General features: G+C 58.2%; 24 protein-coding genes. 19 read left to right on the top strand and 5 right to left on the bottom strand.

What is annotated here, in order from left to right:
* Positions 1-41: 41 nt before the first annotated feature.
* Positions 42-956, bottom strand: coding sequence for a ketopantoate reductase family protein (locus DWZ15_RS01915; RefSeq protein ID WP_233503834.1), 915 nt, complete (start codon positions 954-956; stop codon positions 42-44).
* 261 nt (positions 957-1,217) lie between these two features.
* On the opposite strand from DWZ15_RS01915, the gene DWZ15_RS01910 reads away from it, so the two are divergent.
* From DWZ15_RS01910 to DWZ15_RS01890, 5 genes are all read left to right on the top strand, one after another.
* Positions 1,218-2,405 (top strand): aldo/keto reductase, encoded by a 1,188-nt coding sequence (locus tag DWZ15_RS01910; protein ID WP_118449060.1) that lies wholly within the window; start codon positions 1,218-1,220, stop codon positions 2,403-2,405.
* 98 nt (positions 2,406-2,503) lie between these two features.
* The gene (locus DWZ15_RS01905) at positions 2,504-3,370 is read left to right on the top strand and encodes a deoxyribonuclease IV (RefSeq protein ID WP_118449132.1); all 867 of its coding nucleotides are present in this window, start codon (positions 2,504-2,506) and stop codon (positions 3,368-3,370) included.
* A 147-nt stretch (positions 3,371-3,517) separates the two neighbouring features.
* Positions 3,518-4,378, top strand: coding sequence for an ABC transporter substrate-binding protein (locus tag DWZ15_RS01900; protein ID WP_118449058.1), 861 nt, complete (start codon positions 3,518-3,520; stop codon positions 4,376-4,378).
* A gap of 116 nt (positions 4,379-4,494) precedes the next feature.
* Positions 4,495-5,856 (top strand): ABC transporter permease subunit, encoded by a 1,362-nt coding sequence (locus DWZ15_RS01895; protein ID WP_233544602.1) that lies wholly within the window; start codon positions 4,495-4,497, stop codon positions 5,854-5,856.
* Positions 5,857-5,868: 12 nt separating this feature from the next.
* Positions 5,869-6,621, top strand: coding sequence for an amino acid ABC transporter ATP-binding protein (locus DWZ15_RS01890; protein WP_118449056.1), 753 nt, complete (start codon positions 5,869-5,871; stop codon positions 6,619-6,621).
* A 116-nt stretch (positions 6,622-6,737) separates the two neighbouring features.
* On the opposite strand, the gene DWZ15_RS01885 is transcribed toward DWZ15_RS01890, so the two are convergent.
* The gene (locus tag DWZ15_RS01885) at positions 6,738-7,157 is read right to left on the bottom strand and encodes a flavodoxin (protein WP_118449054.1); all 420 of its coding nucleotides are present in this window, start codon (positions 7,155-7,157) and stop codon (positions 6,738-6,740) included.
* A 45-nt stretch (positions 7,158-7,202) separates the two neighbouring features.
* Entirely contained in the window at positions 7,203-7,907 is a 705-nt protein-coding gene (locus tag DWZ15_RS01880) for a DUF3793 family protein (RefSeq protein ID WP_118449051.1), read from the bottom strand.
* 178 nt (positions 7,908-8,085) lie between these two features.
* Between DWZ15_RS01880 and DWZ15_RS01875 the strand changes: the two genes are divergently transcribed.
* Positions 8,086-8,469, top strand: a complete 384-nt coding sequence (locus DWZ15_RS01875) for a heavy-metal-associated domain-containing protein (protein ID WP_118449048.1) — start codon at positions 8,086-8,088, stop codon at positions 8,467-8,469.
* A gap of 439 nt (positions 8,470-8,908) precedes the next feature.
* Positions 8,909-11,275: a hypothetical protein gene (locus tag DWZ15_RS01870; RefSeq protein ID WP_147352301.1), complete on the top strand. Its 2,367-nt coding sequence runs from the start codon at positions 8,909-8,911 to the stop codon at positions 11,273-11,275.
* On the opposite strand, the gene DWZ15_RS01865 is transcribed toward DWZ15_RS01870, so the two are convergent.
* Both DWZ15_RS01865 and DWZ15_RS01860 read right to left on the bottom strand, forming a co-directional pair.
* On the bottom strand, positions 11,272-11,697 hold the full coding sequence (locus DWZ15_RS01865; protein WP_233544601.1) for a hypothetical protein: 426 nt from the start codon (positions 11,695-11,697) through the stop codon (positions 11,272-11,274). The genes DWZ15_RS01870 and DWZ15_RS01865 overlap by 4 nt on opposite strands.
* Positions 11,690-13,195, bottom strand: coding sequence for a DNA repair protein (locus tag DWZ15_RS01860; protein ID WP_118449042.1), 1,506 nt, complete (start codon positions 13,193-13,195; stop codon positions 11,690-11,692). The genes DWZ15_RS01865 and DWZ15_RS01860 overlap by 8 nt, the downstream gene beginning before the upstream one ends.
* A gap of 223 nt (positions 13,196-13,418) precedes the next feature.
* On the opposite strand from DWZ15_RS01860, the gene DWZ15_RS01855 reads away from it, so the two are divergent.
* The 12 genes from DWZ15_RS01855 to DWZ15_RS01800 all read left to right on the top strand — a co-directional run bounded on the left by DWZ15_RS01855 (position 13,419) and on the right by DWZ15_RS01800 (position 26,382).
* Positions 13,419-13,943 carry an iron-containing alcohol dehydrogenase gene (locus DWZ15_RS01855; protein ID WP_158551676.1) on the top strand — a complete coding sequence of 175 codons (525 nt, stop codon included), beginning with the start codon at positions 13,419-13,421 and terminating at the stop codon, positions 13,941-13,943.
* Positions 13,944-14,142: 199 nt separating this feature from the next.
* The gene (gene pgi / locus DWZ15_RS01850; RefSeq protein ID WP_118449039.1) at positions 14,143-15,837 is read left to right on the top strand and encodes a glucose-6-phosphate isomerase; all 1,695 of its coding nucleotides are present in this window, start codon (positions 14,143-14,145) and stop codon (positions 15,835-15,837) included.
* 237 nt (positions 15,838-16,074) lie between these two features.
* Positions 16,075-16,917, top strand: a complete 843-nt coding sequence (locus tag DWZ15_RS01845; RefSeq protein WP_199580006.1) for a Cof-type HAD-IIB family hydrolase — start codon at positions 16,075-16,077, stop codon at positions 16,915-16,917.
* Between the two features lie 64 nt (positions 16,918-16,981).
* A complete protein-coding gene (locus tag DWZ15_RS01840) occupies positions 16,982-17,641 on the top strand; it encodes an HAD family hydrolase (protein WP_369833170.1) in 660 nt (219 codons plus the stop codon).
* A 150-nt stretch (positions 17,642-17,791) separates the two neighbouring features.
* Complete coding sequence (locus DWZ15_RS01835; protein WP_118449030.1) at positions 17,792-18,535, top strand: GntR family transcriptional regulator; 744 nt, start codon at positions 17,792-17,794, stop codon at positions 18,533-18,535.
* Between the two features lie 218 nt (positions 18,536-18,753).
* Positions 18,754-20,217: a YfcC family protein gene (locus DWZ15_RS01830; protein ID WP_117716559.1), complete on the top strand. Its 1,464-nt coding sequence runs from the start codon at positions 18,754-18,756 to the stop codon at positions 20,215-20,217.
* A 9-nt stretch (positions 20,218-20,226) separates the two neighbouring features.
* Entirely contained in the window at positions 20,227-21,810 is a 1,584-nt protein-coding gene (locus DWZ15_RS01825; protein ID WP_118449027.1) for an amidohydrolase, read from the top strand.
* Between the two features lies 1 nt (position 21,811).
* Positions 21,812-22,663, top strand: coding sequence for a sugar phosphate isomerase/epimerase (locus DWZ15_RS01820; protein WP_118449024.1), 852 nt, complete (start codon positions 21,812-21,814; stop codon positions 22,661-22,663).
* Positions 22,664-22,725: 62 nt separating this feature from the next.
* Positions 22,726-23,694, top strand: a complete 969-nt coding sequence (locus DWZ15_RS01815) for an SIS domain-containing protein (protein WP_118449021.1) — start codon at positions 22,726-22,728, stop codon at positions 23,692-23,694.
* A gap of 14 nt (positions 23,695-23,708) precedes the next feature.
* Positions 23,709-24,572, top strand: a complete 864-nt coding sequence (locus tag DWZ15_RS01810; protein ID WP_118266716.1) for a PfkB family carbohydrate kinase — start codon at positions 23,709-23,711, stop codon at positions 24,570-24,572.
* A 121-nt stretch (positions 24,573-24,693) separates the two neighbouring features.
* Positions 24,694-25,494 (top strand): fructoselysine 6-kinase, encoded by an 801-nt coding sequence (gene frlD, locus DWZ15_RS01805; protein WP_117637477.1) that lies wholly within the window; start codon positions 24,694-24,696, stop codon positions 25,492-25,494.
* A gap of 27 nt (positions 25,495-25,521) precedes the next feature.
* Positions 25,522-26,382, top strand: a complete 861-nt coding sequence (locus DWZ15_RS01800; protein ID WP_233544600.1) for an amidohydrolase family protein — start codon at positions 25,522-25,524, stop codon at positions 26,380-26,382.
* Positions 26,383-26,384: the final 2 nt, after the last annotated feature.

Raw genomic sequence — 26,384 nt, 5'->3', positions numbered from 1 at the left:
GCGGCTTTGCTGTTGAGTCTGTTGACGTGGTGAGTCGGGCGCTACCAGCTTGCCTCGATATCGCGAATGCGCTGATAGAGCCATTCGTTCTGCGGTGCCTGGATATCGTGCTTGGCCGCCAGACGGCAGATGGTGCCGGCGAACTCCTCGACCTCGGTTTTGCGCCGCGCGACGCGGTCTTGCGCCATCGAGGGCATGCCGGCGGGATCGATTCCTTCGATGAGGTGCACCATCTGCGTCAGGTCTGCCTCGGTCAGCTCAACGCCCTCGGCGTTGGCGACCGCAAGCGTTTCGCGCATGGCGGAAACAAGGCAGCGACGCTGCTCGGAGCCCGGCTCCGTGGCACTTCCGTACGTGCCGCCGTAGGCCATGCAGGTCTGGTTGATGCCGTCGTTGAGCATGAGTTTGGCCCACATGCGGTGCGCAATGTCGCTCTCGACGGTGTGTGCGATGCCGCAGCGCGTGTAGAGCTCGTCGATTGCGGTGATGGCTGCGGGATCCGTACCGGCCGCCGCGCCAAAGCGGATTTCGCCCGTGTTGGTAAAGGTGAGCTCTCCGTTGAGAAACACAGCGTCCATGCCCTGGCAAATACCAAGAACGGTATGCTCCCAGCCAAAGCGCTCGGCAATCTTTTGCTCGCTCGTGATGCCGTTGCACAGCGAGGCGATGAGCGTATTGGGTCCCACGACGCGCTCCATAGTCTTGAGTGCTTGGTCGAGACCGGTGGTCTTGACCGTCAGGATGACCAGATCGGCGGGCGTTGCCTTGCTGGCGCGGACGGACTTGAGCGCACAAGGCTTGCCGTTGACGGTGAGCGCATCGTTTGCGTGACGCTCAAAACGGGCGTCATCCATAACGTATTCGACGGCGTCATTGCCGAGGGCCTTGGCAATCATGCTGCCGTAGAGCAGGCCGACGCCGCCCTTGCCGATAAAGGCGATCTTGTTGATCTGCATGCGAATCATCTCCCCATATAAAAGGCGCCCGCGTAAGGGGCGCCTGATGGATTGTATGCTGCCGGACCATGCTGCGTGCACCGGATGGCCGTATTTGTTTGTTGCTCCTTTCATCGGGCTTTTTGCTGATGTTAAAGCGGTGCCGTGACAGCTCGATTTCTGCTGCGTTACGATACGTTCTCGATTGCGATTCCACGATGTTTCGGCCGCGTGACCATTGTGTTTCGTCTTGCCGGGGCGCTGATGGCGAAAGGAGGGGCCGTGCAATACCGCGTTGACCCCAAAAGTGGTAACCGAATATCTGCTCTGGGTCTGGGCTGCATGAGATTTCCCGGTGCGCCGGGACACCCCGATGCGAAGACGGCCGATGCCATCATTTCCCGTGCGGTGGAACAGGGGATTAATTATCTGGATACTGCGTATCTTTATCCCGGTAACGAGGTGTGCGTGGGCGCCTCACTTGAGCGCTTGGGGCTGCGTGACCGGGTGTTGCTGGCGACTAAGTTGCCGCACGCTTCGTGCAAATGTGCGGAGGATTTCGACCGCTTTTTTGACGAGCAGCTGCACCGTTTGCGGACCGACCATATCGACTACTACCTTATGCACAACATCACCTCGCCCGCCCAGTGGGAGCGCGTGGTGGCGTTGGGCATCGAGGACTGGATTGCGCACCAAAAGGCTGCGGGGCGTATTCGCCAGATAGGTTTTTCGTATCACGGCAGTGCGGCGGACTTCCTCACGATGCTTGACGCGTATGACTGGGATTTTTGCCAGATCCAGTACAACTACGCTGGAGAGCGCTACCAAGCGGGGACGGCGGGACTCATGGCGGCTGCGGAGCGCGGGCTCGCGGTGTTTGTGATGGAGCCGCTGCTGGGCGGGCGTTTAGCGGGCAAGCTGCCGCCGCGGGCCCGCGCTGTGCTCGATGGCGCCCCTGACCCGCATTTGCGCACTCCTGCCGCCTGGGGCCTTTCGTGGGTGTGGAACCATCCTCAAGTCACGATGCTGCTTTCGGGCATGACCGATACCGCGCAGGTGGACGAGAACGCGGCATTGGCGGATCGCGCACTGCCGAATTCGATGACGACAGAGCAGCTCGATACCATCGCGCGTGTGCTGGGAGAGTTTGAGAAATCGAATCGCGTGCCCTGTACGGGCTGCGGCTACTGCATGCCGTGTCCCAAAGGCATCAATATCCCTGGGTGTTTCGCCGCCTACAACGCAAGCTATGCGCACAGCTGGTTTACGGGCCTGTCGCAGTATTTTACGGCGAGCGCGGTGCGGACGAGTGAGCCCAAGTTGGTGAGCAATTGCGTCAAATGCGGCAAATGCGCACGTCACTGCCCGCAGCACATCGATATTCCTGAGCGTCTCGAAGATGTGCGCCGACGTTTCCAGCCTGGCCCCGTAACGGCCGCGCTTAAAGCCTTTTGCAAAACGCGTTCCTGATGCCCCTTTTATAAGTTGCGGTGGAATAGTTCCTGTTTGCGGCAGAATAGGGCATCGACAGGAACTATTTCACCGCAACTGATGAGGGGGAGTTGGAGATGCTGACGATCGGGTGTCATCTTTCGACGACGAAGGGCTATCGGGCGATGGGGGAGACGGCGTTGTCCATTGGTGCCAATACCTTTGCGTTCTTTACGCGCAACCCGCGCGGTGGCAAGGCAAAAGACTTTGACATGGATGACGTGGCGGCTCTGCGCGAGCTTATGGCGCAAAACGACTTTGGACCGCTGGTGGCGCATGCCCCGTATACCTATAACCCCTGCTCCGCTAAGGAGCGGGCGCGCGAGTTTGCCTTGGAGGCTATGGCGGAAGATTTGCAGCGTCTGGAAGCACTGCCCGGCAACTACTACAACTTCCATCCCGGCGCGCATGTGGGACAGGGGGCAGACGCCGGCATTCAGATGATTGTCGACACGCTGTGCCAGGTGATGTTTGAGGGCCAGCAGACGATGGTGTTGCTCGAGACCATGGCGGGTAAGGGCACCGAGGTGGGCCGTAGCTTTGAAGAGCTGGCGTGCATTATCGAGGGCGTTGCCGCCAAGTGTCCAGAGCTGTCCGATAAGCTGGGCGTTTGTTTGGACACCTGCCATGTGAGCGATGCCGGCTACGACATCATCCATGATCTGGACGGCGTACTCGACGAGTTCGACCGCGTGGTGGGCATCGATCGCCTGCATGCCGTACACATCAACGATTCGAAGAACCCTTGTGGCGCCCATAAAGATCGTCACGAGTGCATCGGCAAGGGATACCTTGGCAGCGAGGAATTTGGCGGCGGTATGCAGGTTATGCAGAATATTGTATCGAATAGCCGCTTGCGTGCACTTCCATTTATTTTGGAGACGCCGAACGAACTTGCAGGTTATGCAGCGGAAATTACGCTATTAAGGTCGTTACAGCAGTAACAACTGTCACAAAGTGGAGTGTTCCATTCACGTTATGGGATTGTTTCAATCAGTTTTCTCATTGCAGATTCGTAATTCCGGGTGCATAATAGCCAACAGTTTTTGCAGACCTCTGAATCAAACGGGGTCACCGGAAGGAGACTGATTATGAAGCTCAAGAAGCTTGGCGCATTTGCCGCCACGGGCGCCATGGCGCTCGCCCTCGCACTGACGGGCTGCGGCTCGTCCAACGCCACCTCTGGTTCCGATGCCGGTTCCAGCGGCTCTGATGACGTGAAGGTCGAGAAGGTCGACGGCTCCAAGGAGTATGCACTCGTCAAGGACGGTACGCTCACCGTCGGCACCTCTGCCGAGTACGCGCCGTTTGAGTACAAGGATGACAACGGCGATTACCAGGGCTTTGACCTTGAGCTTATCAAGGCTATCGGTGACAAGCTGGGTCTGGATGTCGAGTACGTCAACAACGACTTTGACACGCTCGTCCCCGGCGTTGCTTCGGGCGCCAAGTACGACGTCGCCATCGCGGCTATCACCGACACGCCCGAGCGTGAGAAGGAAGTCGCGTTCTCCGACTCTTACTACATGGACGATCAGGCTATCGTGACCAAGGTCGATAACACCGACATCACGGCCGACAACTACAGCGAGAAGCTCAACAACGCCGACGCCACGATCATCGTCCAGTCTGGCTCGACTGCCGAGGCCTTTGCCCAGGAGAACTTCCCCAAGGCAAAGATCGTCCCCTACAAGGACGCTACCGAGTGCTTCAGCGCCCTGCAGTCCGATAAGGGCGACGCCGTGGTCACCAACCGCTCCGTCGCCAGCCAGCTGACCGCCGAGCAGTTCAACACCTGCCAGACCATCAAGCAGATCAGCACCGGCGAGGAGTACGCCATCGCCATCAACCAGGGCAACACTAAGCTCAAGGACGACATCAACCAGGCTATCAAGGACCTGACCGATGACGGTACCGTTGACGCCCTTATGGCTAAGTACAACATCAAGTAAAATAGCTACTTGATTGCACGCGGGCCCTTTCCGTTTTGGCGGAGAGGGCCTTTGCGTTTCTTGAATGGGCGTCATCCCGCCCCGTTATGTCGGCAACTTAAACGTTAGGAGCCACCTTGTCTCGATTGAACCAAGGAGCCATGGGCAAGAGCCATCCACTGCCCTCGATGCTTCAAAAGCTGGCCTGTGCCCTGGCTGTGGTGCTCGCCCTGGTATGCGCGGGGGCCTGCGTGCCCTCGACTGCTCAGGCACTTGAGACCGCAAAGATCACCGCCCGACCCAATACCGGTTCGGGAAGCGACGTAGTCGGTGGCACCGAGACTCGTATCACCTGGGAGGTCCAGGCCGATGCCGACGAGGAACTGAGCGGTCTTTCGCTGACGTTTGCCGATGGCACGACCTTTGGTGCGGACGACACGCGTCTGACGATGCTCTCGGGCGATGACCTTATGGACCGTACGCCCATGAAGCCTACGTGCAAGGTCGACGGCCAGACGCTCAAGATCGATTTTGGCGAGACGGCTCCGGCCGGCGGCTATTTCCGCGTCGAGGTCTACGGCGTGACCTTCCCCGTCGAGGGCGGCGACGAGGCCTTTAGCGGCACCTACACTTTGGCCGATGGTTCGACCAAGAAGATCTCCAAGATTCCGTCGGTGGAGATCAAGGGCGTGACGGCATTCGATAACTTCCTGGCCGACCTTAAGGAGCAGCCGTGGGTCGAGGCATGGAATTCCAACATGTTCCTGCGCCTGTTCCTGAACCCGGTCATTTTGGTCCAGAGCCTGCCGATCGTCTTCAAAGGCTTCCTCATGTCGCTCTCGATCGTGCTCGTGGCGTTTCCGCTGGCAATTCCCTTTGGCTTTGCCCTGTCGCTCATGCGCATCTCCAAGTCGCGCATCCTGCGTTGCCTTGCCGGTATCTATGTGAATATCATCCGTGGTACGCCGGCGTTCCTGCAGATCTACATCGCGTTCTTTGGCCTGCCGCTGGCCGGCGTCAAGGTTGACGACTATGTGCTCGGCGTCATCGTCATGGCCATGAACTCGTCCGCCTACCTGTGCGAGATCTTCCGCGCCGGTATTCAGTCGATCCCCAAGGGCCAGAACGAGGCTGCGCGTTCGCTGGGCATGAACGCCTTCCAGACACTGCTCTACGTTATGATTCCGCAGACGTTCCGCAATGTCCTGCCTACGTTGACCAGTGAGTTCATCCTGCTTTACAAGGATACGTCGCTGCTCGCGGCCGTGGGCGTGGTCGAGATCGTCATGAACGCCCGCACCATCGTGGCCACGACGGGCTCCATTACGCCGTACGTGGTTGCCGCCCTGTTTTATCTGGTCATTACGCTGCCGCTCGCTCGCTTGGTGAGCGGCCTTGAGGCGAGGCTTTTGGGCACGGCCGAGACCAAGAAGAAGCGTCCCGCCAAGAGCGCCGGGCAGGTCGTTGCGACGCCCGCCGATCACATCGCCGGTCTGTAAGGAGGTCCTATCATGAGCGAAACCAATAACTTGAACGAGGTTGTCGTCAGCATCAAGAACCTCCAGAAGGCCTTTGGCGATAACGTGGTCCTGCGCGATATCGATCTGGATGTGCATAAGGGCGAGGTCGTCGTAGTTCTGGGTCCCTCGGGCTCGGGTAAGTCGACGATGCTGCGCTGCATCAACCGCCTGGAGCATCCCACGAGTGGCTCGATTGTCGTTGAGGGTGTGGACGTGTGCGCCAAGGGCGTCGACCTTAACAAGGTGCGCACGCATCTGGGTATGGTGTTCCAGCAGTTCAATTTGTTCCCGCACCTGTCAGTCAAAAAGAACGTCATGCTTGCGCAGCAGAAGGTGCTCAAGCGCAGCAAGGAAGAGGCCGAGAAGATTGCCGTCGAGGAGCTGACCAAGGTCGGTCTTGCCGAGCGTATCGACTTTATGCCGAGCCAGCTCTCGGGCGGCCAGCAGCAGCGCGTTGCCATCGCCCGCGCCCTGTCGATGAACCCGCACGTCATGCTCTTTGACGAGGCCACCTCGGCGCTCGACCCCGAGCTCGTGCGCGACGTCCTGGGCGTCATGCGCGACTTGGCGCGCGACGGCATGACCATGATCGTCGTGACGCACGAGATGGGCTTTGCCCGCGATGTCGCCGACCGCGTCGTCTTTATGGACGGCGGCGTCATTGTGGAAGAGGGTACGCCGAGCGAGGTCTTCGACCACCCCAAGAGCGAGCGCACCAAGGCGTTCTTGGGCAATATTTCGTAGCCGGTTGATGTAACTGCCGTTACAAAAGAGCGGGGGCTGGACTTGAATCCAGCCCCCGCTCTTTTGTAGGGATGGGGATACGCTGTGATACAGGCTCTTTTGGAGGCCTGGTTTCGTTACGCGAGCTCGGCTCCGAGGGCCTTGCAGGCCGCCTCGCCCTCATCGTCGGGCGCATCGTAGCAAATGACGGAGTCCACGACGTTGACGCCGGCCTCGTCGGCGTCGGCCTTCCAGTTGTCCATCCACTCGCCCTCGGCCCACGAATAGGAGCCAAAGAGGACGACCTTCTTGTCGCCGAGGGTCTCCTTGACCTCGTCCCACATGGGCTGAAACTCGTCATACTCAAGCTCCTCGGAGCCCATGGCGGGGCAGCCGAAGGCGAAGGCATCATATTCGGCGGCCTTGTCGGCAGAGAAGTCGGCGCAGGAGATGACCTCAGCCTCGGCTCCGGCTGACGTCGCGCCTTCGGAGACGAGGTTTGCCATGGCCTCGGTGTTGCCCGTGCCGCTCCAGTAAACGACGGCGATCTTGCTCATGTTTTGTCCTTTCGGTCGTGCGGCGCTTGCCGCGGCTTGTACGTTCTATCGGGTTGCCTGGGCAAGTTGCGCCAGGCTGCAGCCCTGCTGATAGATAAAAGTGAAGTATTGGGTGCAGGCACGGTAGGCATCAAACGTCGCAAGCGCCTGCTCGACATTTGCGTAGACCTTCCAGGCCCCAAAGACCTTGTAGTTCTCGCCGCGCTGGACGATGAACTGATGGACGTCGTCGTAGGGGTATCCCAAAAAGTAGCCAATTTCGTGGGGGAACTCACAGGTGCAGCTGTTGTTACAGCGGGCTTGATGGTCCAGCGCGCATCGAGCTTGGTCGCAGGCACATTCCGCGGCGTTAGTGCTCGCGAGCGCGATGCGTGACGCCAGGTGTGCGAGACATATCGGCAGATTGTCGGTGTCGTAGCCCTCCTTGGCGAGTGCCGTTTTGGCGCGAGGGTCCGCAAGGTACGTAGCGAGGCTGTGGGGCCGATACGCGTATACAAGCGCCCCACAGGGGCGCCAGACCAAAACGCTCAGGTGGATGCCAAGCGGGGCGAGCTCGTGATTGCACTGGGCGATGACGTTGAGCAGAAGTGCTCGGTGATCCGCGATCGGCGCGGTCGCGTTCGAGCCATCCTGATGGGCGTAGACGCCGGGATAGGTGAAGAGCGATGCCGGCTTGATGCCCGCGAGCGTGGGGGAGCAGTTGCGCACGACTGCCGCCTGAAACGTTGGAATGTCTATGGTTCGAGTCATGGCGCTCCTCTTGAATCCTCACCTGTTAGCCTAGGAAAACTTATACACAAAAGTAAGCCATGGTCAACTAAAAAGTAAGAAATAGGAAACTATTTGACTGAACTGACATGAGCTTGGGGTAAGATGGGACCACCCCGTGGGGGTATCTCTAATGTGGACTACAAGGAAAGGGGAGCGTATGGAAGATCTGCTTAACCCTGCGAATATCATCGTGCTGGCCGTAATTGCCGTTGGTATGTTCTTTGGACTGCGCCGCATTGCCGCATCGACGCGCGGCAAAAGCTGCTGCAGTGATGGCGCGAGTGGCAAAAAGGTTAAAAAGGTCGTGGTGGCCGATACCGACAAATCTCACTACCCCTACTGCGATGAGCTGCTCATTGGCGGTATGAGTTGCGATGGCTGCGCGCACAACGTCGAGAATGCCCTCAATGCGCTGAATGACGTGTGGGCAACGGTGACGTTTGCGGACCACACGGCGCGCGTGCGCTCAAAGCATCCGGTCGATCGCGAGGCACTCGAGGGTGCCGTGAAGGACGCGGGCTATTACATCATAAAGCTGTAGGGGCTCGTGCCTCGGCGGCGCCCTTCGCCGGCGTTCGGGCTGAAAGCGTTCCCCATAAATTGCTTAAATATAGTTCCTCAGTTGTGTAGTAAATGGAAACTCGGTGCCTTTCAAGCCCGAATGCAACCAATTGGCGATCATTGCGCATTCATACAATGTGCTTTTTGTATACTTATCGATGTTTGTTAATACTGTGCCCAGTATTGCTGCTCAAGGTGGACAGAGTTTTTTGGCGTGCGTATAGCTGGGCAATGAGACGAGGGGAGCATTTGCGTTATGAGACGAGTGGAAACACTTGGTCTGGTTTTTGCGCTTGCCGCTACGTTGGCATCGCCGATTCCAGCGTGTGCTGAAGAAGCAGGGGGGGGGGTCGGTCTCCTATGATGCGGGAAACGGTTACACTTTTGAGAAGCTCTCACACCCCACGGTAGATACCTCTTTGCCGGACGGCATTGTGGACTACCAGGGCGACGGTAAGGTTGCCGTTCCCGGCGCCGAGGGGAACACTGCCAATAATGAGGGCGACCGCGGACAGAGCTACACATGGTCAGCGGTCAGTTATGGCGATTGGCTCTATGTGGGAACCTGCTATGCGGCGATGGGCAATACGCTTACGCTGATGCAGGGTACGCTGGGCGACTCGTTTGATGCCGACACCATGCGTGCAACGCTGGAAGCCATGTTCAACGGAACCTTCTTTTATGGCCAGCAAAAAGAGGACGGCACGCCCGATAAGGACAGCGGTGGCATCTTGCTCAAGGTCAACACCAAGACCGGTGAGACTAAGCTCATCCTCTCCAAGTCGTCGAATAATATCGAGCCGCTTTTCCGCAACGCTGTGCGTTACAAGGGCAAGCTGTATTTTTGCGGCAGCGTGAGGAAGGCCAATAGCGCCTCGGGCCTGCCCTCCGTTTACGAGATCGACCCCAAGACCGATGAGTACAAGGTTGTGTACCAGGGTCTTTCGAGCTTGCAGGATTATGGCGCGGCGTACAAGCAGGGTATTTCCACCGGCATCCGCGGCATGTGCGTGCACGATGGGCAGCTGGTTATCAGCAACGTGGGCAAGGACGCGAGCGGTAAGTTTGTTGCGACGATCCTGACCTCTTCCGACCCCTCGAAGGGCCAAGAGAGTTTCACCGAGATCGCAAACTCCGATACGCTGTTTGGCTATCCCGCCATTAGCTACAAGGACAGCATCTACGGCGGCAGCATTTGGGATATGGTCTCGTTTAACGGACATCTGTATGCCACGATCTGCACCGGTACGCCCGATAACGCTCCGGATGACAACTCCATGCAGTCGTTTGCGATGGTTCGAGGCGATAAGAATGCCGATGGAACGTATACCTGGGTGCCGATCGTCGGCGATCAGGCCAATGACAAGGCGAAGTATTGCTTTGGTATCGATCCTGCCCGCACTCGTTCGGGCGCGGCGAATCTGATCGTCTATAACGATTATCTCTACATCGGCGAGTATAACGATGAGGAAATCGCTCTGGAGCGTATCCTATTTAACAAATCCAAGAGTGGAGAGGATGGCAAGAGCGGTATGGGCGGCGTCGACTGCTCGTTTGTGAATGCCAACCTTGAGCAGTCGGTCAATCTGTACCGCATGGACAAAGACGAGAATATGGAGCTTGTCGTCGGCGACCGCACCGAGATGTTCCCCGAGGGCGGCATCTCTGGCCTGACCTCAGGCTTTGGGCGTAACGAGAACCAGTACATCTGGCGTATGCAAAAGTTTGACGGCAAGCTGTATGTCGGCACGTTCGACACGGCGAGCCTGCTGGAGCCGATCGGCCAGTTCTCCAACGGCGACATTATCGATATGACGCCGGAGGAGTGGGACTCTCAGGTTAAGTACATCAAGAACCTGCTTAAGATCTTGCTCGAGAAAAACCTACCCAATAATCCGATCGAGGGCGCGAGCACTCTGGCGGATGAAGAGGACGGGGACGCCGCTGGCATCGATGATGCCGATGACGTTGACGCCGACAAGGCTGCGGCTGCCGAGGGCCTGGAGAATCTGGGCGACGCGTTGGACGATGCCACGGATGGCCTTGCCGATCAAGCGGCAACGATGTCCGTGGACGACGAGAGCGACGACGCCTATGCTCAAAAGATCGATGGCGAGATCGCCTACTTTGAGTCGTTCGCGGATCAGTATCAGGACATGCTGAATGCGTATGACGAGCTTAAGCAGCAGTATAAGGACGCCTACGGCGATGAGCTTCCCGGAGATATTCAGGATGCGTTCGATAAGCTGCTGAGCCAAGAGAATCTTAAGAAGCTGCAAAGCGTGATCAAGTGCATGTATTACTTGCGCGACGCCGAGCGCGGCTTTGATATGTATGTTACGGCCGATGGCGTGAACTTCACGACGTTGACGACCAACGGTTTTAACGATCCGTACAACCATGGTCTGCGCACCTTTGCCGTGACCAATCAGGGCCTGTGCCTTGGCACGGCCAACCCATTCAATGGTTGCCAGGTTTGGATTCAGCGCAAGGAGAACTCCGAAAACCCGGTCGATCCCGATACGCCGGATCCCGGCAATCCCGATCCGGATCCGACCGAGCCGAGCAAACCCAACCCGAGCAACCCGTCGAATCCGGGTTCCACGGATAAGCCCAACGGGTCTACCAGCAGCACGACCACGGTTTCGAAGAGCACGAAGAAGGCCGAGAAGTCGTCCCTGCCTGGCACAGGTGACTCGACCGCAACGCTGGTCGCAGGTCTTTTGATTGCCGCTGTCGCCGTGCTCGCCGTTGCGTTTGGCCTGCGCAAGCGCTCTGGCCGCTAGGCTCGGCCGCGTAGCTCGATGTCTTGAATGTCGTCGAAGTTAATGGCGATATCCCTGAGTTTGAGCAGCTTGTATGCCGGCAGCACCTCGACCAGGATGCCGGTGCGGGAGCGATAGCCGTACGTATCGTAATAGGTCACGCGGAGCAGGTCTCCGCGCTTGAGGCCCTCGAGCTTTTTCGAAAGCTCGAGGGCTTTTTCTTCCGTAAGTTCGCATTTGGGCTCGACGGTGATTTCTTGCTTGCGTACGAGCTCGTAGTATCCCGTGAGGGCGGCAAAGGGCATAAACTGTGCGGCACGGCCGGCGCGAACGGCACCGTTGGCAGTGAGCTTGGGGTCGGCGGCGCGGCGTCTGCCCTCGGGGTCCGCCAGGCGCTCGAAGGCGGTCGGCGGGCGCACGGGCTGTTGTTTGGGTTTAGGCACGGTGTCCTCCAACTTGGTCGTTGCGTTCGCGCGCGGTGGCGCCGGCGGTAAAGCTTAATCCCTTGACGAGCGCGTTCTTGCCGTACTTGCCTTTCACGGCCAGGACGGCGCGCGCCAGGTCGCGCTCGCGCTCATCGGCCTCGATATCGCTGAACAGATCGATGGTGGTAAATTCCTCGGGCATGAGGTTGCCAAATCCAAGGTTGATGCGCTTGACCGGTCGTTTGGGATCGACAGTCTGCGCCCAGAGCTCATCAAAATAGCCCATGATCTTCTTAAACGAGTTAGTGCGCTCGGGCAGCTTGCGCGAGGCGTTGGAGTGCGCAAAGAGTGCGGCATAGCCACCACGCGGTTTGCCGCCATGCTCTCCCACAAAGATGCCATCGATTGCCTGCGCTTCGCGCACCAGGCGACGCCTTTCGTCATCGCGCTGGACGGGCTTGGGAGCACGGGGCGCGAGCTCGGGGCCATCGGCCGCTGCGGGCTCGATGCCCGAGGTGCTCGAGCGCAGGTGTCCGCAGCCGTCTATATACTGCGCCGTGCCGCTGGCGTTGAGCCGGCGTATGTCGGCGCGCTCGCTCGCGTAGCCCACAAAGAGCGAGATGCTGTCGCAGACCACGTGCTTATCGACTAGATCCAACACGGCGTTGTCGACCATCTCGCGCAAGACGGTGTAGGCCTGCTCGTAGGCATAGCCCTTCGAGAGCACCTGTCCTGTGGTGGTCGAGGTCGCATGCGGGCGATAGGCTTGGATATCGGCGATGGTTGTCGGCTCGCGCCCGAAGGCGTGGTCGATGAGATATTCGGCATTGACGCCGAGTTCGTCGTAGAGCAGGTTCTCGTCGAGTGCGGCGACGCCCATCAGGTCGTAGACGCCGTATTTCTCGAGACGGGCCGCCACGCCGGGGCCGATGCCCCAGATGTCGGTGATGGGGCGATGGGGCCAGATCTCCTTGCGAAAAGTTTCATCGTCGAGTATGCCGATGCTGCTGGGTACGTGCTTGGCGGTAATGTCGAGCGCTACCTTGGCCTGGAATAGGTTGGGGCCGATGCCGACCGTCGCCGTGATGCCGGTGCGCGCCAAGACCTCGTCGCGCAGCGTGCAGGCGAACCCTTCCGCATCGGTGTGATAGAGGTCCAGATAGGGCGTCACGTCGATAAAGCATTCGTCGATGGAGTAGACGTGAATGTCTTGCGGACTCACGTATTCCAGATAGATGCCGTAGATTTTCGCCGACACCTCCATGTAGTGCTGCATGCGCGGTACGGCCTTGATGCAGTCGATGCCACCGGGAATCTCGAACAGACGGCAGCGGTTGTGTATCCCGAGGTCCTTCATAGCCTGTGTGATGGCGAGGCAGATGGTCGTGCGCCCGCGCGATTCGTCGGCAACGACCAGGTTGGTGGTGAGCGGATCGAGCCCACGATCGACGCACTCGACGCTGGCATAAAACGTCTTGAGGTCGATGCAGATGTAGGTGTGCTGCTCGTGCTCCATCCGAGCCTCCCATCAAACACATGTTCTTATCGAATACCTGTTCGATAATACCTGCTCGACCGGACACCGTCAAAACCTGCCCCTTTTTGGCAGGTATGGTCGTGCGGCTGCATCGGGTTTTTAACGCAGCCCTAAAGAGTGCGTAACAGCTCGGAAAAGCTCGCTTCGTAGCATGAGGCTAACGATTGATACCACCATAAAACACGGAAGGGTTGTGGGGATAATGGTCAACTATGGGTTTGGTATGCCGACGCGCTTGGTTGCGGATGGGGATGTGGCTCGCTGGTGCGGGCGATTGGTTGCCCACTATGGCGGCACCAAGGCACTGGTCGTGCTGGGAGGCGACAAGCACACGCGTGATGAGCTCGTTTCGGCGGCGCTGGGCTCGGTTGATCGAGCTCTGCTCGAGCGCGTGCTTTTCCGCTGCGGCTCGGTTGAAGGCGACGGAGGAGACGAGCTGATCGACGAAGCCGTGGCCCTGGCGACCGACGAAGGCGTGGACTTTGTCTTGGCGATTGGCGATGCCGATACTGCCGGCTTTGCGCGCGAGCTCGCCCGTCGCATGGCGGCGCTCGATGTCGGCGAAGACGGTTTTGTCCCTTATGGATGTATCGTCTCGGAGGGCAAGGTGCCTGCCGTCGTGGGGGCCGGCGAGGTTCCCGTTTTTGCCATCATCGCGCCCGAACTGCTGGAGGGCATCGGGTCTCCTCTGCGTGAGTTGCTCGGTAGCGTCTGCGCTGCGGCCTAATATTTGGCATAAAGGGATAGGTTCTTTTTGATTGGTAAAGCGTTTGACCTGCCAAATTAAACCTGTCCCTTTTTGGTCGGTTGCCGTTTGGGGGCCGATTGGCAACGCTCGCTGATTATAGTCTTGACCTGCGCTAGAATAGTGGCATCTGAATGTCCGGGCGCATGGAGGCGTGCGCCCGTATGCTGAGGAGGACTCTATGGCAACTGTTGCCGCACCTATCGATGCTACGTCGACTGCCGCTTGGAAGGCGCTCGAGGCCCATCAGGAGAAGCTCGAGGCCGAGGGTATCGACCTCAAGGCCTGGTTCGCCGCCGATGCCGAGCGCGTGAACAAGCTGAGCTTTGACGCCGGTGACCTGCACTTCGACCTGTCCAAGAACCTGGTGACTGATGAGACCGTCAAGCTGCTGTGCGATCTTGCCCGCGAGGTGAAGCTCGAGGAGCGCCGCGACGCCATGTTCTCCGGCGAGCACATCAACACCACCGAGGACCGCGCCGTCCTGCACACCGCGCTGCGCCGCCCGGCAAGCGAGAAGGGCCAGCTCATCGTCGACGGCCAGGACGTCGTCGCCGACGTGCACGAGGTTCTCGACCGCATGTATGCCTTCGCCGAGCGCGTGCGCTCCGGTGAGTGGAAGGGTGTTACCGGCAAAAAGATCGAGCACCTGGTGTCCATCGGCATCGGCGGCTCCGATCTGGGCCCGGTCATGGCCTACGAGGCCCTGCGTCCCTACGCCGACGCCGGTATTGACTGCCGCTACATCTCCAACATCGACCCCAACGATCAGGCAGAGAAACTCAAGGGCCTCGATCCCGAGACCACGCTCGTGATTATCGTCTCCAAGACTTTCACCACGCTCGAGACCCTCACCAACGCTCGTGAGGTCAAGACCTGGATGCTCGAGCAGCTCAAGGCTCAGGGTGCCATCGACGGCTCCGATGAGCAGAACGCCGAGGCCGTGGCCAAGCACTTTGTCGCCGTTTCCACCGCACTCGAGAAGGTCGAGGCCTTCGGCATCGACCCCGCCAACGCTTTTGGTTTCTGGAACTGGGTCGGCGGCCGCTACTCTGTCGACTCCGCCGTGGGCCTGTCGCTGATCGTCGTGCTCGGCCCCGAGCGCTTCCAGCAGTTCCTTGAGGGCTTCCACGCCATCGACGAGTACTTCTGCAACACCCCGCTCGAGAACAACGCCGTCGCGCTGATGGGCCTGCTCAACGTCTGGTACGTCAACTTCTTCGGTTCCAAGAGCCACGCCGTGCTGCCGTACTGCCAGTATCTGCACCGCTTCCCGGCCTACCTGCAACAGCTCACCATGGAGTCCAACGGCAAGCACGTCCGCTGGGACGGCAGCGCCGTGACCTCCGACACCGGTGAGATTTTCTGGGGCGAGCCCGGCACCAACGGCCAGCATGCCTTCTACCAGCTGCTGCACCAGGGCACCGTGGTGGTTCCGGCCGACTTTATCGCTTTCGCCAACACCGCCAACCCTGCAACCGACAACGGCCAGGACGTGCACGAGCTGTTCCTGGGCAACTTCCTGGCCCAGACCAAGGCACTCGCCTTTGGCAAGACGGCCGACGAGGTTCGTGCCGAGGGTACGCCCGAGCAGATCGTCCCGGCTCGCTGCTTTGAGGGCAACCGCCCGACGACCTCGATCTTTGGCGACACGCTGACCCCGTTCGCGCTCGGCGAGCTCATCGCCCTGTACGAGCACATCACGTTTGTCGAGGGTACGGTCTGGGGCATCGACTCCTACGACCAGTGGGGCGTTGAGCTGGGCAAGCAGCTTGCCAAGCAGATCACCCCGGCCTTCCACGACGACGCCGCCAAGGCCGAGCAGGACGCTTCGACCCAGGCGCTCATCGAGTTCTATCGCGCGCACCGTAAGTAGGATTCGCTGCGAAAACTAACGCATAGCCGACAAGGGCCCGTATCCGTTGGGATGCGGGCCCTTTGCTATCTGGATAGAATGGAATGTATCGGGAGGCGCCTCGACGGGCATCGCAATCGTCGAAGGCACGCCGTTCATGTTTGGGACAATGTGACATTTTTCCCGTTGCAAACAGCGCCGCCGTGGGTGTTCTGTATGATGGCTCAGACAAGGTTGCTCAATGACAGGGAGGCACATATGGCAATCAAAGCCATCGCAATGGATATCGACGGTACGCTCACCAACGACCAAAAGGTCATCAGCCCGCGTACGCGCGAGAAGCTGCTCGCGGCGCAGGAGTCGGGCATTAAGCTCATCTTGGCTTCGGGCCGTCCCGCATGGGGGCTGCACGCCTTGGCGCAGGAGCTCGACCTTCAAAACCATGACGGTCTGCTAGTTGCCTTTAATGGCGCGCATGTGGTCGATGCCCAGACCGACGAGGTGCTGTTCGATCAGGCTATGCCTGCCGACGAATTGCATCGCCTGATTGATCACCTGCGTAATTTTGACGTGATCCCTATGATTTCGCTTGGTCGCGATTTGCACGTCGAGGACTCGTACCATTGCATGATCACACTGCCTGACGGCTCGCAGAAGAATATCGTCAAGTATGAGCGCGATGCGTGCGATCTTAAGATTCGCGAGGTCGAGAGCTTGCATGAGGTCGTGGACACTTATCCCGTGGACAAGCTGCTGACGGCGGGTGATCCGACCTACCTGCAGGCGCATTACGAGGAGATGTATGCGCCCTTTACCCAGACGCTTTCGGGCATGTTTACGGCCGACTGGTACTTTGAGTACACGGCGCCCGGTATCGACAAAGCCCGTGCGCTCGAGGGTGCCCTGCCCAAGCTCGGTATCGATGCCAGCGAGGTCGTCTCGTTTGGCGACGGCCAGAACGACAAGTCCATGATTGAGTGGGCCGGCACCGGTGTTGCCATGGGCAACGCCGTCGATGAGGTTAAGGCAGTTGCCCAGATGGTAACCGCCAATAACAACGAAGACGGTATTGCAGTGGCGCTGGATAAGCTGCTGGGTTAGAATCGCCGATTAATGCATGGTTTGGGCGCCTGCTTGCGGGCGCCCTTTTGTTAGGGAGGGTGCCGTGTCCGCATTTCCGTTCGACGCCGTTATCTTTGACATGGACGGTGTCATTGTCGATACCGAGTATTACTACCTGGGCGAGACTGCCGCGTTTGCCAAGGAGCTTGGGTTGAATCTGACCCAAGAGGAGTTGAACGGGCAGGTTGGTACCTCACATCAGTTCTTCCTGCATATGCTGGTCGATTGGTTTGAGCGCGCCGGTAAAGGGCACTTCACTGGCGAGGAAGCATTGGCCCGTTGGGACGAGTGGGCGCATAAGCGTCCGCGTGACTACCAGGCTTTGATTAACCCGGGCGCTGTGGATACGATTCGCGAGCTGCCGCGCCGCGGCGTTCGCGTGGCGCTTGCCAGCTCGTCTCCCATGGATAGCATCGAGGAAGTGCTCAATGCATGCGGGCTGTCGGATGCCTTTGAGTATGTGGTGAGCGGCGAGCAGTTTAAGGAGAGCAAGCCCGAGCCCGACATCTACCTGCATGCGCTGGACCTGTTGGGGCTGCCTGCGGTCCGTTGCTGCTGCGTTGAGGATTCGGTGCCTGGCATCACTGCCGGCAAGCGTGCCGGCCTGACGGTCATTGCCAAGCGCGAGGAGCGCTTTGGCTTTAGCCAGGATGCCGCGGACAAGATCATCGACCAGCTGCCGGAGCTGCTCACGCTTTCTTAGGAGCGCGGTAGTTGCGCGTTTTTCGGGTCTGATGAGTAAATAGCCGACATTTTGGTGCGACACCTAGCATACTTTAAGCTAATGCGGGCTTAAGGACTTGTTGAATGCCCTTAAGCCCGTTTTAGACGTAATTGTGCTTGGAGAGGGTATATGCCACCGACTGAAGGGCTAACTGACGGTAAAGCAGCGATACCGCTGTACCAACAGGTCATTGATATCATTAAAAACGAAATCAACTCCGGTGCCTACAAGGCAGGTGCGCGGATACCCAACGAATTCGAATTGGCTGAGAGCTATAAAGTTGGCCGCGTTACCGTGCGACGCGCTATTGAGGAGCTCGTCCAACAGGGCTATCTAACGAAGCGACAGGGGAAAGGCACGTTTGTCAATGCCCCCAAGCTCAAGCGCAAGATTCGCCAGAAGGATGACGTCCAGAGTTTTTCGGACGCATGCCGCGTTAACGGAATGGAACCGGGGGCGCGTGTCATTTCGAGAAAGATACTGCCGGCGGATTCCACCGAGGCACAGTTCTTTGGTGTTGCCGTTGGAACTGACTTGATCTGCGTTGAGCGCGTGCGTACTGCCGATGGCGTCCCTGTCATGCTTGAGAACAACATATACGTTTACGAGGACAACGCCTATCTATCAACGGCGCCTCTATCTAACCAATCCATTTTTGAGTTCGTGCGCAACCGGACGGGGCGGACGCCTGCGTTTACCGACCCATGCACGCTCGAGATCGCGTGCGCATCGCCCGAGGTCGCTCGGTTGCTGGCGGTTCCCGTTGGCGAACCCTTGTTTTATATGGAAGCCTTCTTCTTTGATGAGCAGCGGCGGCCGTTTATCATCGGTCGTCAGCGGATCGTTGGGTCTCGCTACGTTTTTGACATCTAGGACATTGCGAATGGAGACGCCCGGTGGATCATCTCACCGGGCGTTTCCATACCGTTCACGGCGCAAACGCAACCGTTCAACCGCGTTGCGGCAATCAGTTTGAAATTATCTTGATGACGAGAAAAGCTTCTGGTAACCTATAGAACGTCATAGAACGTTTGCCTTGTGCAAACGTTGAAGCGAGATGCGATGCAGTCTCGAGTTCTTTGGAGGTATCTATGTCAGATACGAAGGCGAAGAAGACAAACAGACGTTTTAAGTTCAAATTACCGCATGTCTATACGATCATGTTCTTGCTGATCGTTGTCTTTGCGGTCCTGACTTGGATCGTTCCCTCTGGTCAGTATCAGCGCAAGACGATTTCGACAGCGGCGGGCGAGCGTGAAGTCGCCGTTGCTGGAACCTATGAACAGGTCGATAAGAACTACACCGATTCCGAGACCGGCGAGACCATCAATTTGGGGCAGGATATCTTCGCGGTCCTGCAAGCGCCCACTAAGGGCATCCAGGAGGCTGCCGACGTCGTTGCGTTCGTCTTATTGATTGGCGGGTCGTTCGCAATCATCACCAAGACCAACGCTTTGAATGCCGGCATGAGCCGTGTGATTAAAAAGCTCAAGAACAAGGATATCCTCATCATTCCCATCACGATGACGTTGCTGTCCATTTGCGGCACCACGTTTGGTATGTCTGAGGAAGCCCTGCCGTTCTATGCCATCTTCATTCCCATCATGATGGGTATCGGTTATGACTCGATGACGGCATTCATCATCTGCTTCCTTGGTCCTAACCTGGGATATTGCGCTTCGACCATCGATCCGTTTAATGTTTTGATCGCCCAGGGCATCATTGGCATCGAGGGCAATCCGCAACTGTGGCTGCGCGCCGTTTCTTGGGTCATCTTCACTGCCGTCGGTATCGCATGGGCCATGCGCTACGCCATGCGCGTCAAGAAAAACCCCGAGTCGTCCATTACGTACGAGGACGATAAGCTCAAGCGTATCGAGTTTTCCGTGACCGATGCCTCCATCGAGGAAGAGTTCACTACCCGTCAGAAGCTCGTGCTTATCGATTTTGCTTGCGGTATGGGCATTATCGTCTGGGGTCTTGTTACCCAGGGTTGGTACATGAATGAGATTTCCGCCGTGTTCCTTGGCATGGGCTTGCTTGCCGGTATCCTGGGCGGTCTTGACCAGCAGACGATTGCTGAGGAGTTCGTTAAAGGTCTCGCCGACTTTGCGTACGCCGCCATCGTTATCGGTATCGCTCGCGGTATTCTGGTCATCGCCGAGGGCGGCATGATCATCGACACCATCCTCCAGGCGCTCGCTACTGCGCTCGCCGGTGCACCCGCCGCCGTCTACACCACGTTTATGTATATCGTCCTTGGCCTGCTCTCTTTGCTGGTTCCCTCGAGTTCTGGCCTGGCGGCACTCACCATGCCCGTTATGGGCCCCCTGACCGAGCTCATGGGCCTCAATCCCGAGGCGGCCGTTACCGCGCTCCAGTTTGCCAACCAGACCATCAACACCATCAGTCCCGTGGCGGGCATGACGGTTGCCGGCCTTGGCGTGGCTAAGATTTCGTTTGGCCAATGGTGGAAGACCATTTGGAAGTTCTTCATCTTCATGGTCGTCTTTGGCCTGATCGTAACTGCAATTTCTGGCATGCTTCCGGCGTAGGTGGTTGTGATGTCTGATCGTTTGACGGTCCTGACGTCTAAGAGCGTCTTTACCGGTACGGGGGACCTGCCGTTTGAAGGTTTCGTAGCGGTCCGTGACAATCGAATTGAGGCGGTTGGCACCAAGTGTGAGGCAGCTTCGTATTTGACCCAGGCGGACGAGGTAGTTGACCTGGGCGACCGCACCGTCATGCCTGGCCTGATCGATGTACATACCTTCTATACAGGCTGGGCGCTGCGGACGTTGGGGTCTGATCTGTCCGGCATCGCCGATGCCAAAGAGGCCGTGTCGCTCTTGCGTGCATGGAAAGAAGATCATCCGGATTGCGCGGCGGCTTTTGGCCACAACCTACCCGAAACGTTGGCATCGGATGCCGAGAACGCAAATACGGCAGCCGTGTTTGACGATTGTTTTGGCGATATCCCTGTCGTCTGCTTTACACCGGGTGCGGAGACCTGCGTTCTCAATGCTGCCGCCAGTGCGCGATACGGCTTCACACCCCAGGCGTGCTATGCCGAGAAGATCTGGCGCATGATGAGCGATTTCCTCGCGCTGCCCGAGGTGCGTGCCGGGTATTCGGACTACATGAGCATGCTTAACGAGCGCGGCGTTACCGCCATCAAGGAGATGGCGTTTGATGACTACTACGGCTTTGCCGACGAAATGGCTCGCCGTGAGGAATCTGGTGAGCTGACGGTTCGCGTCTCTATGATGTCGCAGCCGGTGGGTGCCAGTGCAAATCTGGCATATGCCCGCGAGGCACGAGAGCGCTTCCGGGGACCGTTCGTTCGTTTTTCTGGCTTCAACCGTATGACCGATCGCGGTGTATGGGCGGGGCTTGCCGAGATGATTGAACCCTATGAGGACACGGCCGATGCGGGCGCTGCCGGTAAGACGGTCGTCGAGGAGCCAGAGTGGGATCTGATTGAGAGCGAGCTGCGTGCAATTGATGCTGACGGCTTCCGATACTCCTTGCATTGCCAGGGCGATGGCGCCGTTCGTCGCACCGTGGCGCTCTATGCCTCGCTGCCTCGAGACGAGCATGGACGGATGCTTCGCCGCCATGCGATTACCGATCTCGAGAACTCTGATCCGACCGATCTTGTCGAGTTTGGCAAGTTAGGTGGAATTTGCGAGGTCTATCCGCAGATTCTGACGCTGGACCGGCGCGAGGATTGCCTGTCGATGATGCGTCGACAAATTGGCGAGACGCGACTTTTGCACAGCTGGAATCGCCGCGGCATGGAAGATTCCGGATGCACGGTGTGCTGTGGTACGGATTTGCCGCTGCTGATTCCGAGCCTGGGCGAGTCAATCTACAGCGCGTGCGGCGGATACTTCGACGATGGACTGCCCGTGAATGAGGCCAACGCGCTGACGCTTGTCGAGCTCTTGCGTGCTTGGACTGCCGGGGGCGCGTACGATCTGATGCGCGAAGACGAACTGGGTACGCTCGAGGTCGGCAAGCTTGCCGATATCTGCGTGCTCGATCGGGATGTGTTCGACCTCGATTATCGCGACGCACGCGATCTTTCGGTTGATATGACGATGGCGGACGGACAAATCGTATTCGATCGAAATAAGGAGGCATAAGATGTCTGAATCCAAACCGACGCTGCACCGCGAACAGATTGCGGGCATGAATATCCACTACATCATGTGGTCGCTCGATTACTTCCTTGATGTGCAGCAGCGTTTGGGCTTTGAGTCCATTGAGCTGTGGTGTGCGGAGCCGCATGTGACGCTCGACCATACGGGCTACTTTGAGGCTGAGGTCCTGGCGAAAAAGGCTGCAGACCGTGGGCTTAGGTATCGTACTCTGTGCCCCGAGAATGTTGTCTATCCTTGGCAGTACTGCGCACGCAAACCGCTGCATGAACAGCGCAGCCTGGCGTACTTTAAGCACGGCATTGAGCTTGCCGAGGTACTTGGGTGCGACCGTATGTCCGTCAACTCGGGCTGGGGCGACTGGGATGAGGACCGCGAGGAAGCCTGGAAGCGCAGCCGCGAGCACTTGTCCATTCTGGCGGAGTATGCCGGCGAGCACGGTCTGGTGCTTACGATGGAAAGCCTGCGTCCCGAGGAGAGCAACCTTGTGACGACGGTTTCCGATGCGAAGCGCATGATTGACGAGGTCGCGAGCCCGTACTTGCAGCCCATGGTTGATACAACCGCGATGGGCGTTGCAGGTGAGACGCTCGAGGACTGGTTTGCCGCCTTTGGTGATGGGGCAATACACGAGATGCACTTTATCGACGGTGATCCGTATGGCCATCTGGTGTGGGGCGATGGCAAGCACGATATGGACGCCTTCGTCGCCACACTCAACGCCCATGGTTTCGACGGCATGCTGGGCCAGGAAATCACGGACGGTCGTTACTACGATGACCCCGCGGCGGCAGATGCCAAGAACATGGCCGCATTCGAGAAATATCTGATTGACTAAAACAACTATCGGCTACGCAACCAACGTCATTGATTGCGGGCCAAACAAGAAAGGAACTGGATATGAACGCACACGATCTGATCAAAGAGGCAATTGCCGAGAAGGGCAAGTTCGACAGCGTGTACTGGATTGCTTGCGGTGGCTCCATGATCGATTTGATCCCGGCTCATGAGCTTCTGCAGCGCGAGGCAACCACCTTCACTTCGTATATCTATACGGCTCGCGAGTTTGATATCATGCGCCCGCGCCGCTTGGGTGAGAAATCCCTGGTCATTGCTTGCAGCCACAGTGGCAACACCCCCGAGGTCGTCGAGGGCTGTGAGATCGCCCTTGCTGCCGGCGCTACGGTGATCGCCCAGACCGACAACGCTGGATCCAAGATTGACTCCGGCAAGTGGACCACGTGGGTCTACCCGTGGGGCGAGGGCGTGCCGCAGGCCGAAGTCCCCGCTGGCATTTCGCTGTCGCTTGCGGCCGAGCTGCTCGATCAGCAGGAGGGCTACGCCGATCTTGCCGATATGTATGCCGGTATCGCCGAGATGGATAAGATTCTTCCCCCGGCACGTGAGAAGGTAAATGCCGAGCTGGGCGATCGTTTTGCCAAGCTTTGCCAGGAGCATGAGTTCTTCTATATTCTGGGCAGCGGTCCCAACTTTAGCCAGACCTACGGTTTCGCTATCTGCTCTCTTATGGAGATGCAGTGGCAGCACTGCAGCTACATCCACTCTGCCGAGTACTTCCACGGTCCCTTCGAGGCTACTCAGGATGGCGTTTTTTACTTCCTGCAGATGGGCTCCAGCGAGTGCCGTGCTATGGACGAGCGCGCCCTGGCGTTCCTTAAGACGCATACCGATACGCTGATGGTGCTCGATGCCAAGGAGTACGGTATGGAAGCCGTGCCGTCGAGCGTCCGTGCCTATCTGGACCCGGTGCTGTTCTACGCCATGAACTGCGAGCTGCGTGCTGCACGCGGCAAGGTGTTTGATCACGATCCCGATTTCCGTCGCTATATGGGTGTTGTCGAGTACTAGAAGGGGCAAAGGCCATGGCATTTAACGTTAACGCGCTCGGATTTGGCGACAACGTCGTCGATCGCTACGAGCATATCCACACCATGTATCCTGGCGGCAACGCGGTGAACTTCGCCGTTTATGCCAAGAAATGCGGTGCCGCACGCTCCGCATACATGGGCATTTTTGGCAATGACGCCGCTGCCGAGCATGTCATTGCAAGCCTCGAGGATGAGGGTATCGAGCTTGACAAGTGCGAGCAGATGATTGGCGAGAACGGAGCGGCTCGCGTGACCGTCGTTGACGGTGACCGTGTCTTCCTCGGCTCCAACGAGGGCGGTATCCGTGGCGATGCGCGCTATGTCCTCGATCGCTTTGACCTTTCGTACATGAAGCAGTTCGATGTGGTTCATTCGGGCAACTATTGCTTTACCGAGCGCGAGCTGCCCAAGTTGAAGGCTGCGGGCGTCACGGTCTCTTTTGACTTTTCGGACGACTCCACCGACGAGTACTACGAGCAGATTGCGCCCTACGTCGATTTTGCTTTCTTTAGTGCGGCGGATGCCGCGAGTGAGGACGAGATTCGCGAGCGTCTGGCATGGGTGAAGGGTCTGGGTCCGCGTTTTGTGTCGGCTACGGCGGGCGCCGAGGGCTGCATCGCTTACGACGGCAAGCGTTATTACCGCCAGCTGGCTAAACCGGTAACGGACATGAAGGACACCATGGGGGCGGGCGACTCGTTCCTCACCTCGTTTTTGATGTGCTATCTCGATTCCGCCAAGCGTGGCGAGGATGGCGCCGAGGCCATCGAGCGCGCGCTCGACTTTGCTGCCGGGTTTGCCTCGACCGTGTGCGGCATGGAAGGTTCTTGGGGCCACGGAGCACCAATCGTCGAATAGCTTAAGAAAGCGTACGGCGGTCTGGCTATGAGGCCTTGGACAGCCGATGCAAAACAATAAGCGAAACGCGAAAAGGGGGCTCGCCATGTGGTGGGTCCCCTTTTGAACATTGGAGAAGAGTATGGGTATTAAAGCGTGTGCGGCTGGTTTTTGCTGTGCGGACGTCTATCAAAACATCGGCGTGTTCTATCCGACTGGTAACGGCATTGACTGGGGTATCCATCTTGCACGAATGGGCGTTTCGGTATCCGCCGTGTCGGTTGTCGGCAAGGACGAGTACGGAGACAAGATGAGAGAGGCGCTGGCCGCCGAGGGGTTCGATATCTCACATCTGCGGGTGGAGGATGGCGACACCTCGGTGATGCTCATGGCATTGAAAGACGGCGTCGATCGCGTGCATCTCGAGGCAATCGATGGCGTAATGGAGACATATCGACCGAATGAAGACGACCGGGCGTTTATCCTGGAGCATGACATCATTCATACCGACCTGTTTGGCAATTGTTTGGACCTCCTGCCCGAATGGCATGATGCGGGCAAGACGGTGGTTATGGACTTCTCGGTGTTCAGCCAAGATCCCGAATATGCATGTGAGAATCATTTTCCCTACGTTGACTACGCATTTATGTCGTTTGAAGATGACACTCCGGAGCTGCGGGACTGGGTACGTCACGCGCAGGAATTGGGGCCGCGCGTTGCGGTTGCCACGCTTGGCGAGAAGGGAAGCATTGCCTATGACGGTGAGCGCTTCTATGAGTGCGGGATCGTACCGGCGGAGAAGGTCGTTAATACCGTGGGTGCCGGCGACTCGTATATTGCCGGGTTTACCAAGGGCGTGATCGATGGCCTTGATATTCCGGCGTGTATGAAGGCGGGCGCTGAGCTGTCGTCCCGAGTGATTGGTTCGTTTGAGCCGTACTAGGGTCAAATGCCTGGAAAGGAGTACGAAATGGTTATCGACATGTTGGTTCAGCCCATGCTCTACAGCGAGATCTGTACGCCGGGTGATGAGCCTGATGGATTCGGTTTTTGGTCACGAGAATTTGGTATGGGGCATATGGGCCCCATGGATTGGGATGAGCTTCAAGTCGAGATGGACGTCTGCGATGTGCAGAAGAGCGTGCTCATGCCGCTCGATGTAACCACGGCATGCGGAGGGCATTTTGGCACCAATGACCAGATTGCCATGCTGGTTGCCGCGCATCCCGATCGTCTGTGGGGATTTGCGAGCGTGGATCCGCAGGTGAGCGGTGCCGCAGACGAATTGGAGCGCGCCTTTACCGAGTTGGGGGCAAAGGGGCTTTGCCTGCATCCTGCAAAGCAGGGTTTTGCCCCCGATGATGCTGTGGCCGAGCCGCTTTACGAACTGTGCGAGCGCTATAACAAGCCGGTGGTTTTCCATGCCGGTATGTCTTGGGAGCCGGGCGCAGAGCTATCGCGCAGTAACCCGCTTGCATTTGAGCACACAATCGCAACGCATCCAAATGTGCGTTTTAGTTTGACCCATTTTGGCTGGCCCTGGGTGCGCGAGACCGTGGCGATGCTGCTCAAGTATCCCAACTGCTACGCGGACACCTCTATCACTTACATCGATTCGCCCGAGGAGATGATGCAGCGTCTTTTCACGGTCGATATGGGGCCGCTGTGGTATGAGCGCGCGCTATCGCACCAAGTGATGTTCGCCAGCAATACGCCGCGCTTCCGTGCATTCAAACTCAAGCGGGCGCTCGATACCGTGCCCATGCGCGATGATGCGCGAGAAAGGCTCTACTGGGGTAATGCCCTGCGTTTTCTTGAAGGGGATGAGTGAAC

The organism is Collinsella sp. AF29-7AC (genome assembly GCF_003475665.1).
Classification (GTDB): Bacteria; Actinomycetota; Coriobacteriia; order Coriobacteriales; family Coriobacteriaceae; genus Collinsella.
Note: the sequence above shows the minus strand (reverse complement) of the source record. Positions and strands in the feature narration are given on the sequence as shown.

Coding starts and splice junctions, on each gene's coding strand:
- DWZ15_RS01835 (WP_118449030.1), top strand. CDS start 17,792: ATGCCACCGACTGAAGGGCTAACTGACGGTAAAGCAGCGATACCGCTG.
- DWZ15_RS01890 (WP_118449056.1), top strand. CDS start 5,869: ATGAGCGAAACCAATAACTTGAACGAGGTTGTCGTCAGCATCAAGAAC.
- DWZ15_RS01815 (WP_118449021.1), top strand. CDS start 22,726: ATGAACGCACACGATCTGATCAAAGAGGCAATTGCCGAGAAGGGCAAG.
- DWZ15_RS01875 (WP_118449048.1), top strand. CDS start 8,086: ATGGAAGATCTGCTTAACCCTGCGAATATCATCGTGCTGGCCGTAATT.
- frlD (WP_117637477.1), top strand. CDS start 24,694: ATGGGTATTAAAGCGTGTGCGGCTGGTTTTTGCTGTGCGGACGTCTAT.
- pgi (WP_118449039.1), top strand. CDS start 14,143: ATGGCAACTGTTGCCGCACCTATCGATGCTACGTCGACTGCCGCTTGG.
- DWZ15_RS01800 (WP_233544600.1), top strand. CDS start 25,522: ATGGTTATCGACATGTTGGTTCAGCCCATGCTCTACAGCGAGATCTGT.
- DWZ15_RS01820 (WP_118449024.1), top strand. CDS start 21,812: ATGTCTGAATCCAAACCGACGCTGCACCGCGAACAGATTGCGGGCATG.
- DWZ15_RS01860 (WP_118449042.1), bottom strand. CDS start 13,195: ATGGAGCACGAGCAGCACACCTACATCTGCATCGACCTCAAGACGTTT.
- DWZ15_RS01885 (WP_118449054.1), bottom strand. CDS start 7,157: ATGAGCAAGATCGCCGTCGTTTACTGGAGCGGCACGGGCAACACCGAG.
- DWZ15_RS01855 (WP_158551676.1), top strand. CDS start 13,419: ATGGTCAACTATGGGTTTGGTATGCCGACGCGCTTGGTTGCGGATGGG.
- DWZ15_RS01830 (WP_117716559.1), top strand. CDS start 18,754: ATGTCAGATACGAAGGCGAAGAAGACAAACAGACGTTTTAAGTTCAAA.
- DWZ15_RS01905 (WP_118449132.1), top strand. CDS start 2,504: ATGCTGACGATCGGGTGTCATCTTTCGACGACGAAGGGCTATCGGGCG.
- DWZ15_RS01845 (WP_199580006.1), top strand. CDS start 16,075: ATGGCAATCAAAGCCATCGCAATGGATATCGACGGTACGCTCACCAAC.
- DWZ15_RS01810 (WP_118266716.1), top strand. CDS start 23,709: ATGGCATTTAACGTTAACGCGCTCGGATTTGGCGACAACGTCGTCGAT.
- DWZ15_RS01915 (WP_233503834.1), bottom strand. CDS start 956: ATGCAGATCAACAAGATCGCCTTTATCGGCAAGGGCGGCGTCGGCCTG.
- DWZ15_RS01825 (WP_118449027.1), top strand. CDS start 20,227: ATGTCTGATCGTTTGACGGTCCTGACGTCTAAGAGCGTCTTTACCGGT.
- DWZ15_RS01880 (WP_118449051.1), bottom strand. CDS start 7,907: ATGACTCGAACCATAGACATTCCAACGTTTCAGGCGGCAGTCGTGCGC.
- DWZ15_RS01900 (WP_118449058.1), top strand. CDS start 3,518: ATGAAGCTCAAGAAGCTTGGCGCATTTGCCGCCACGGGCGCCATGGCG.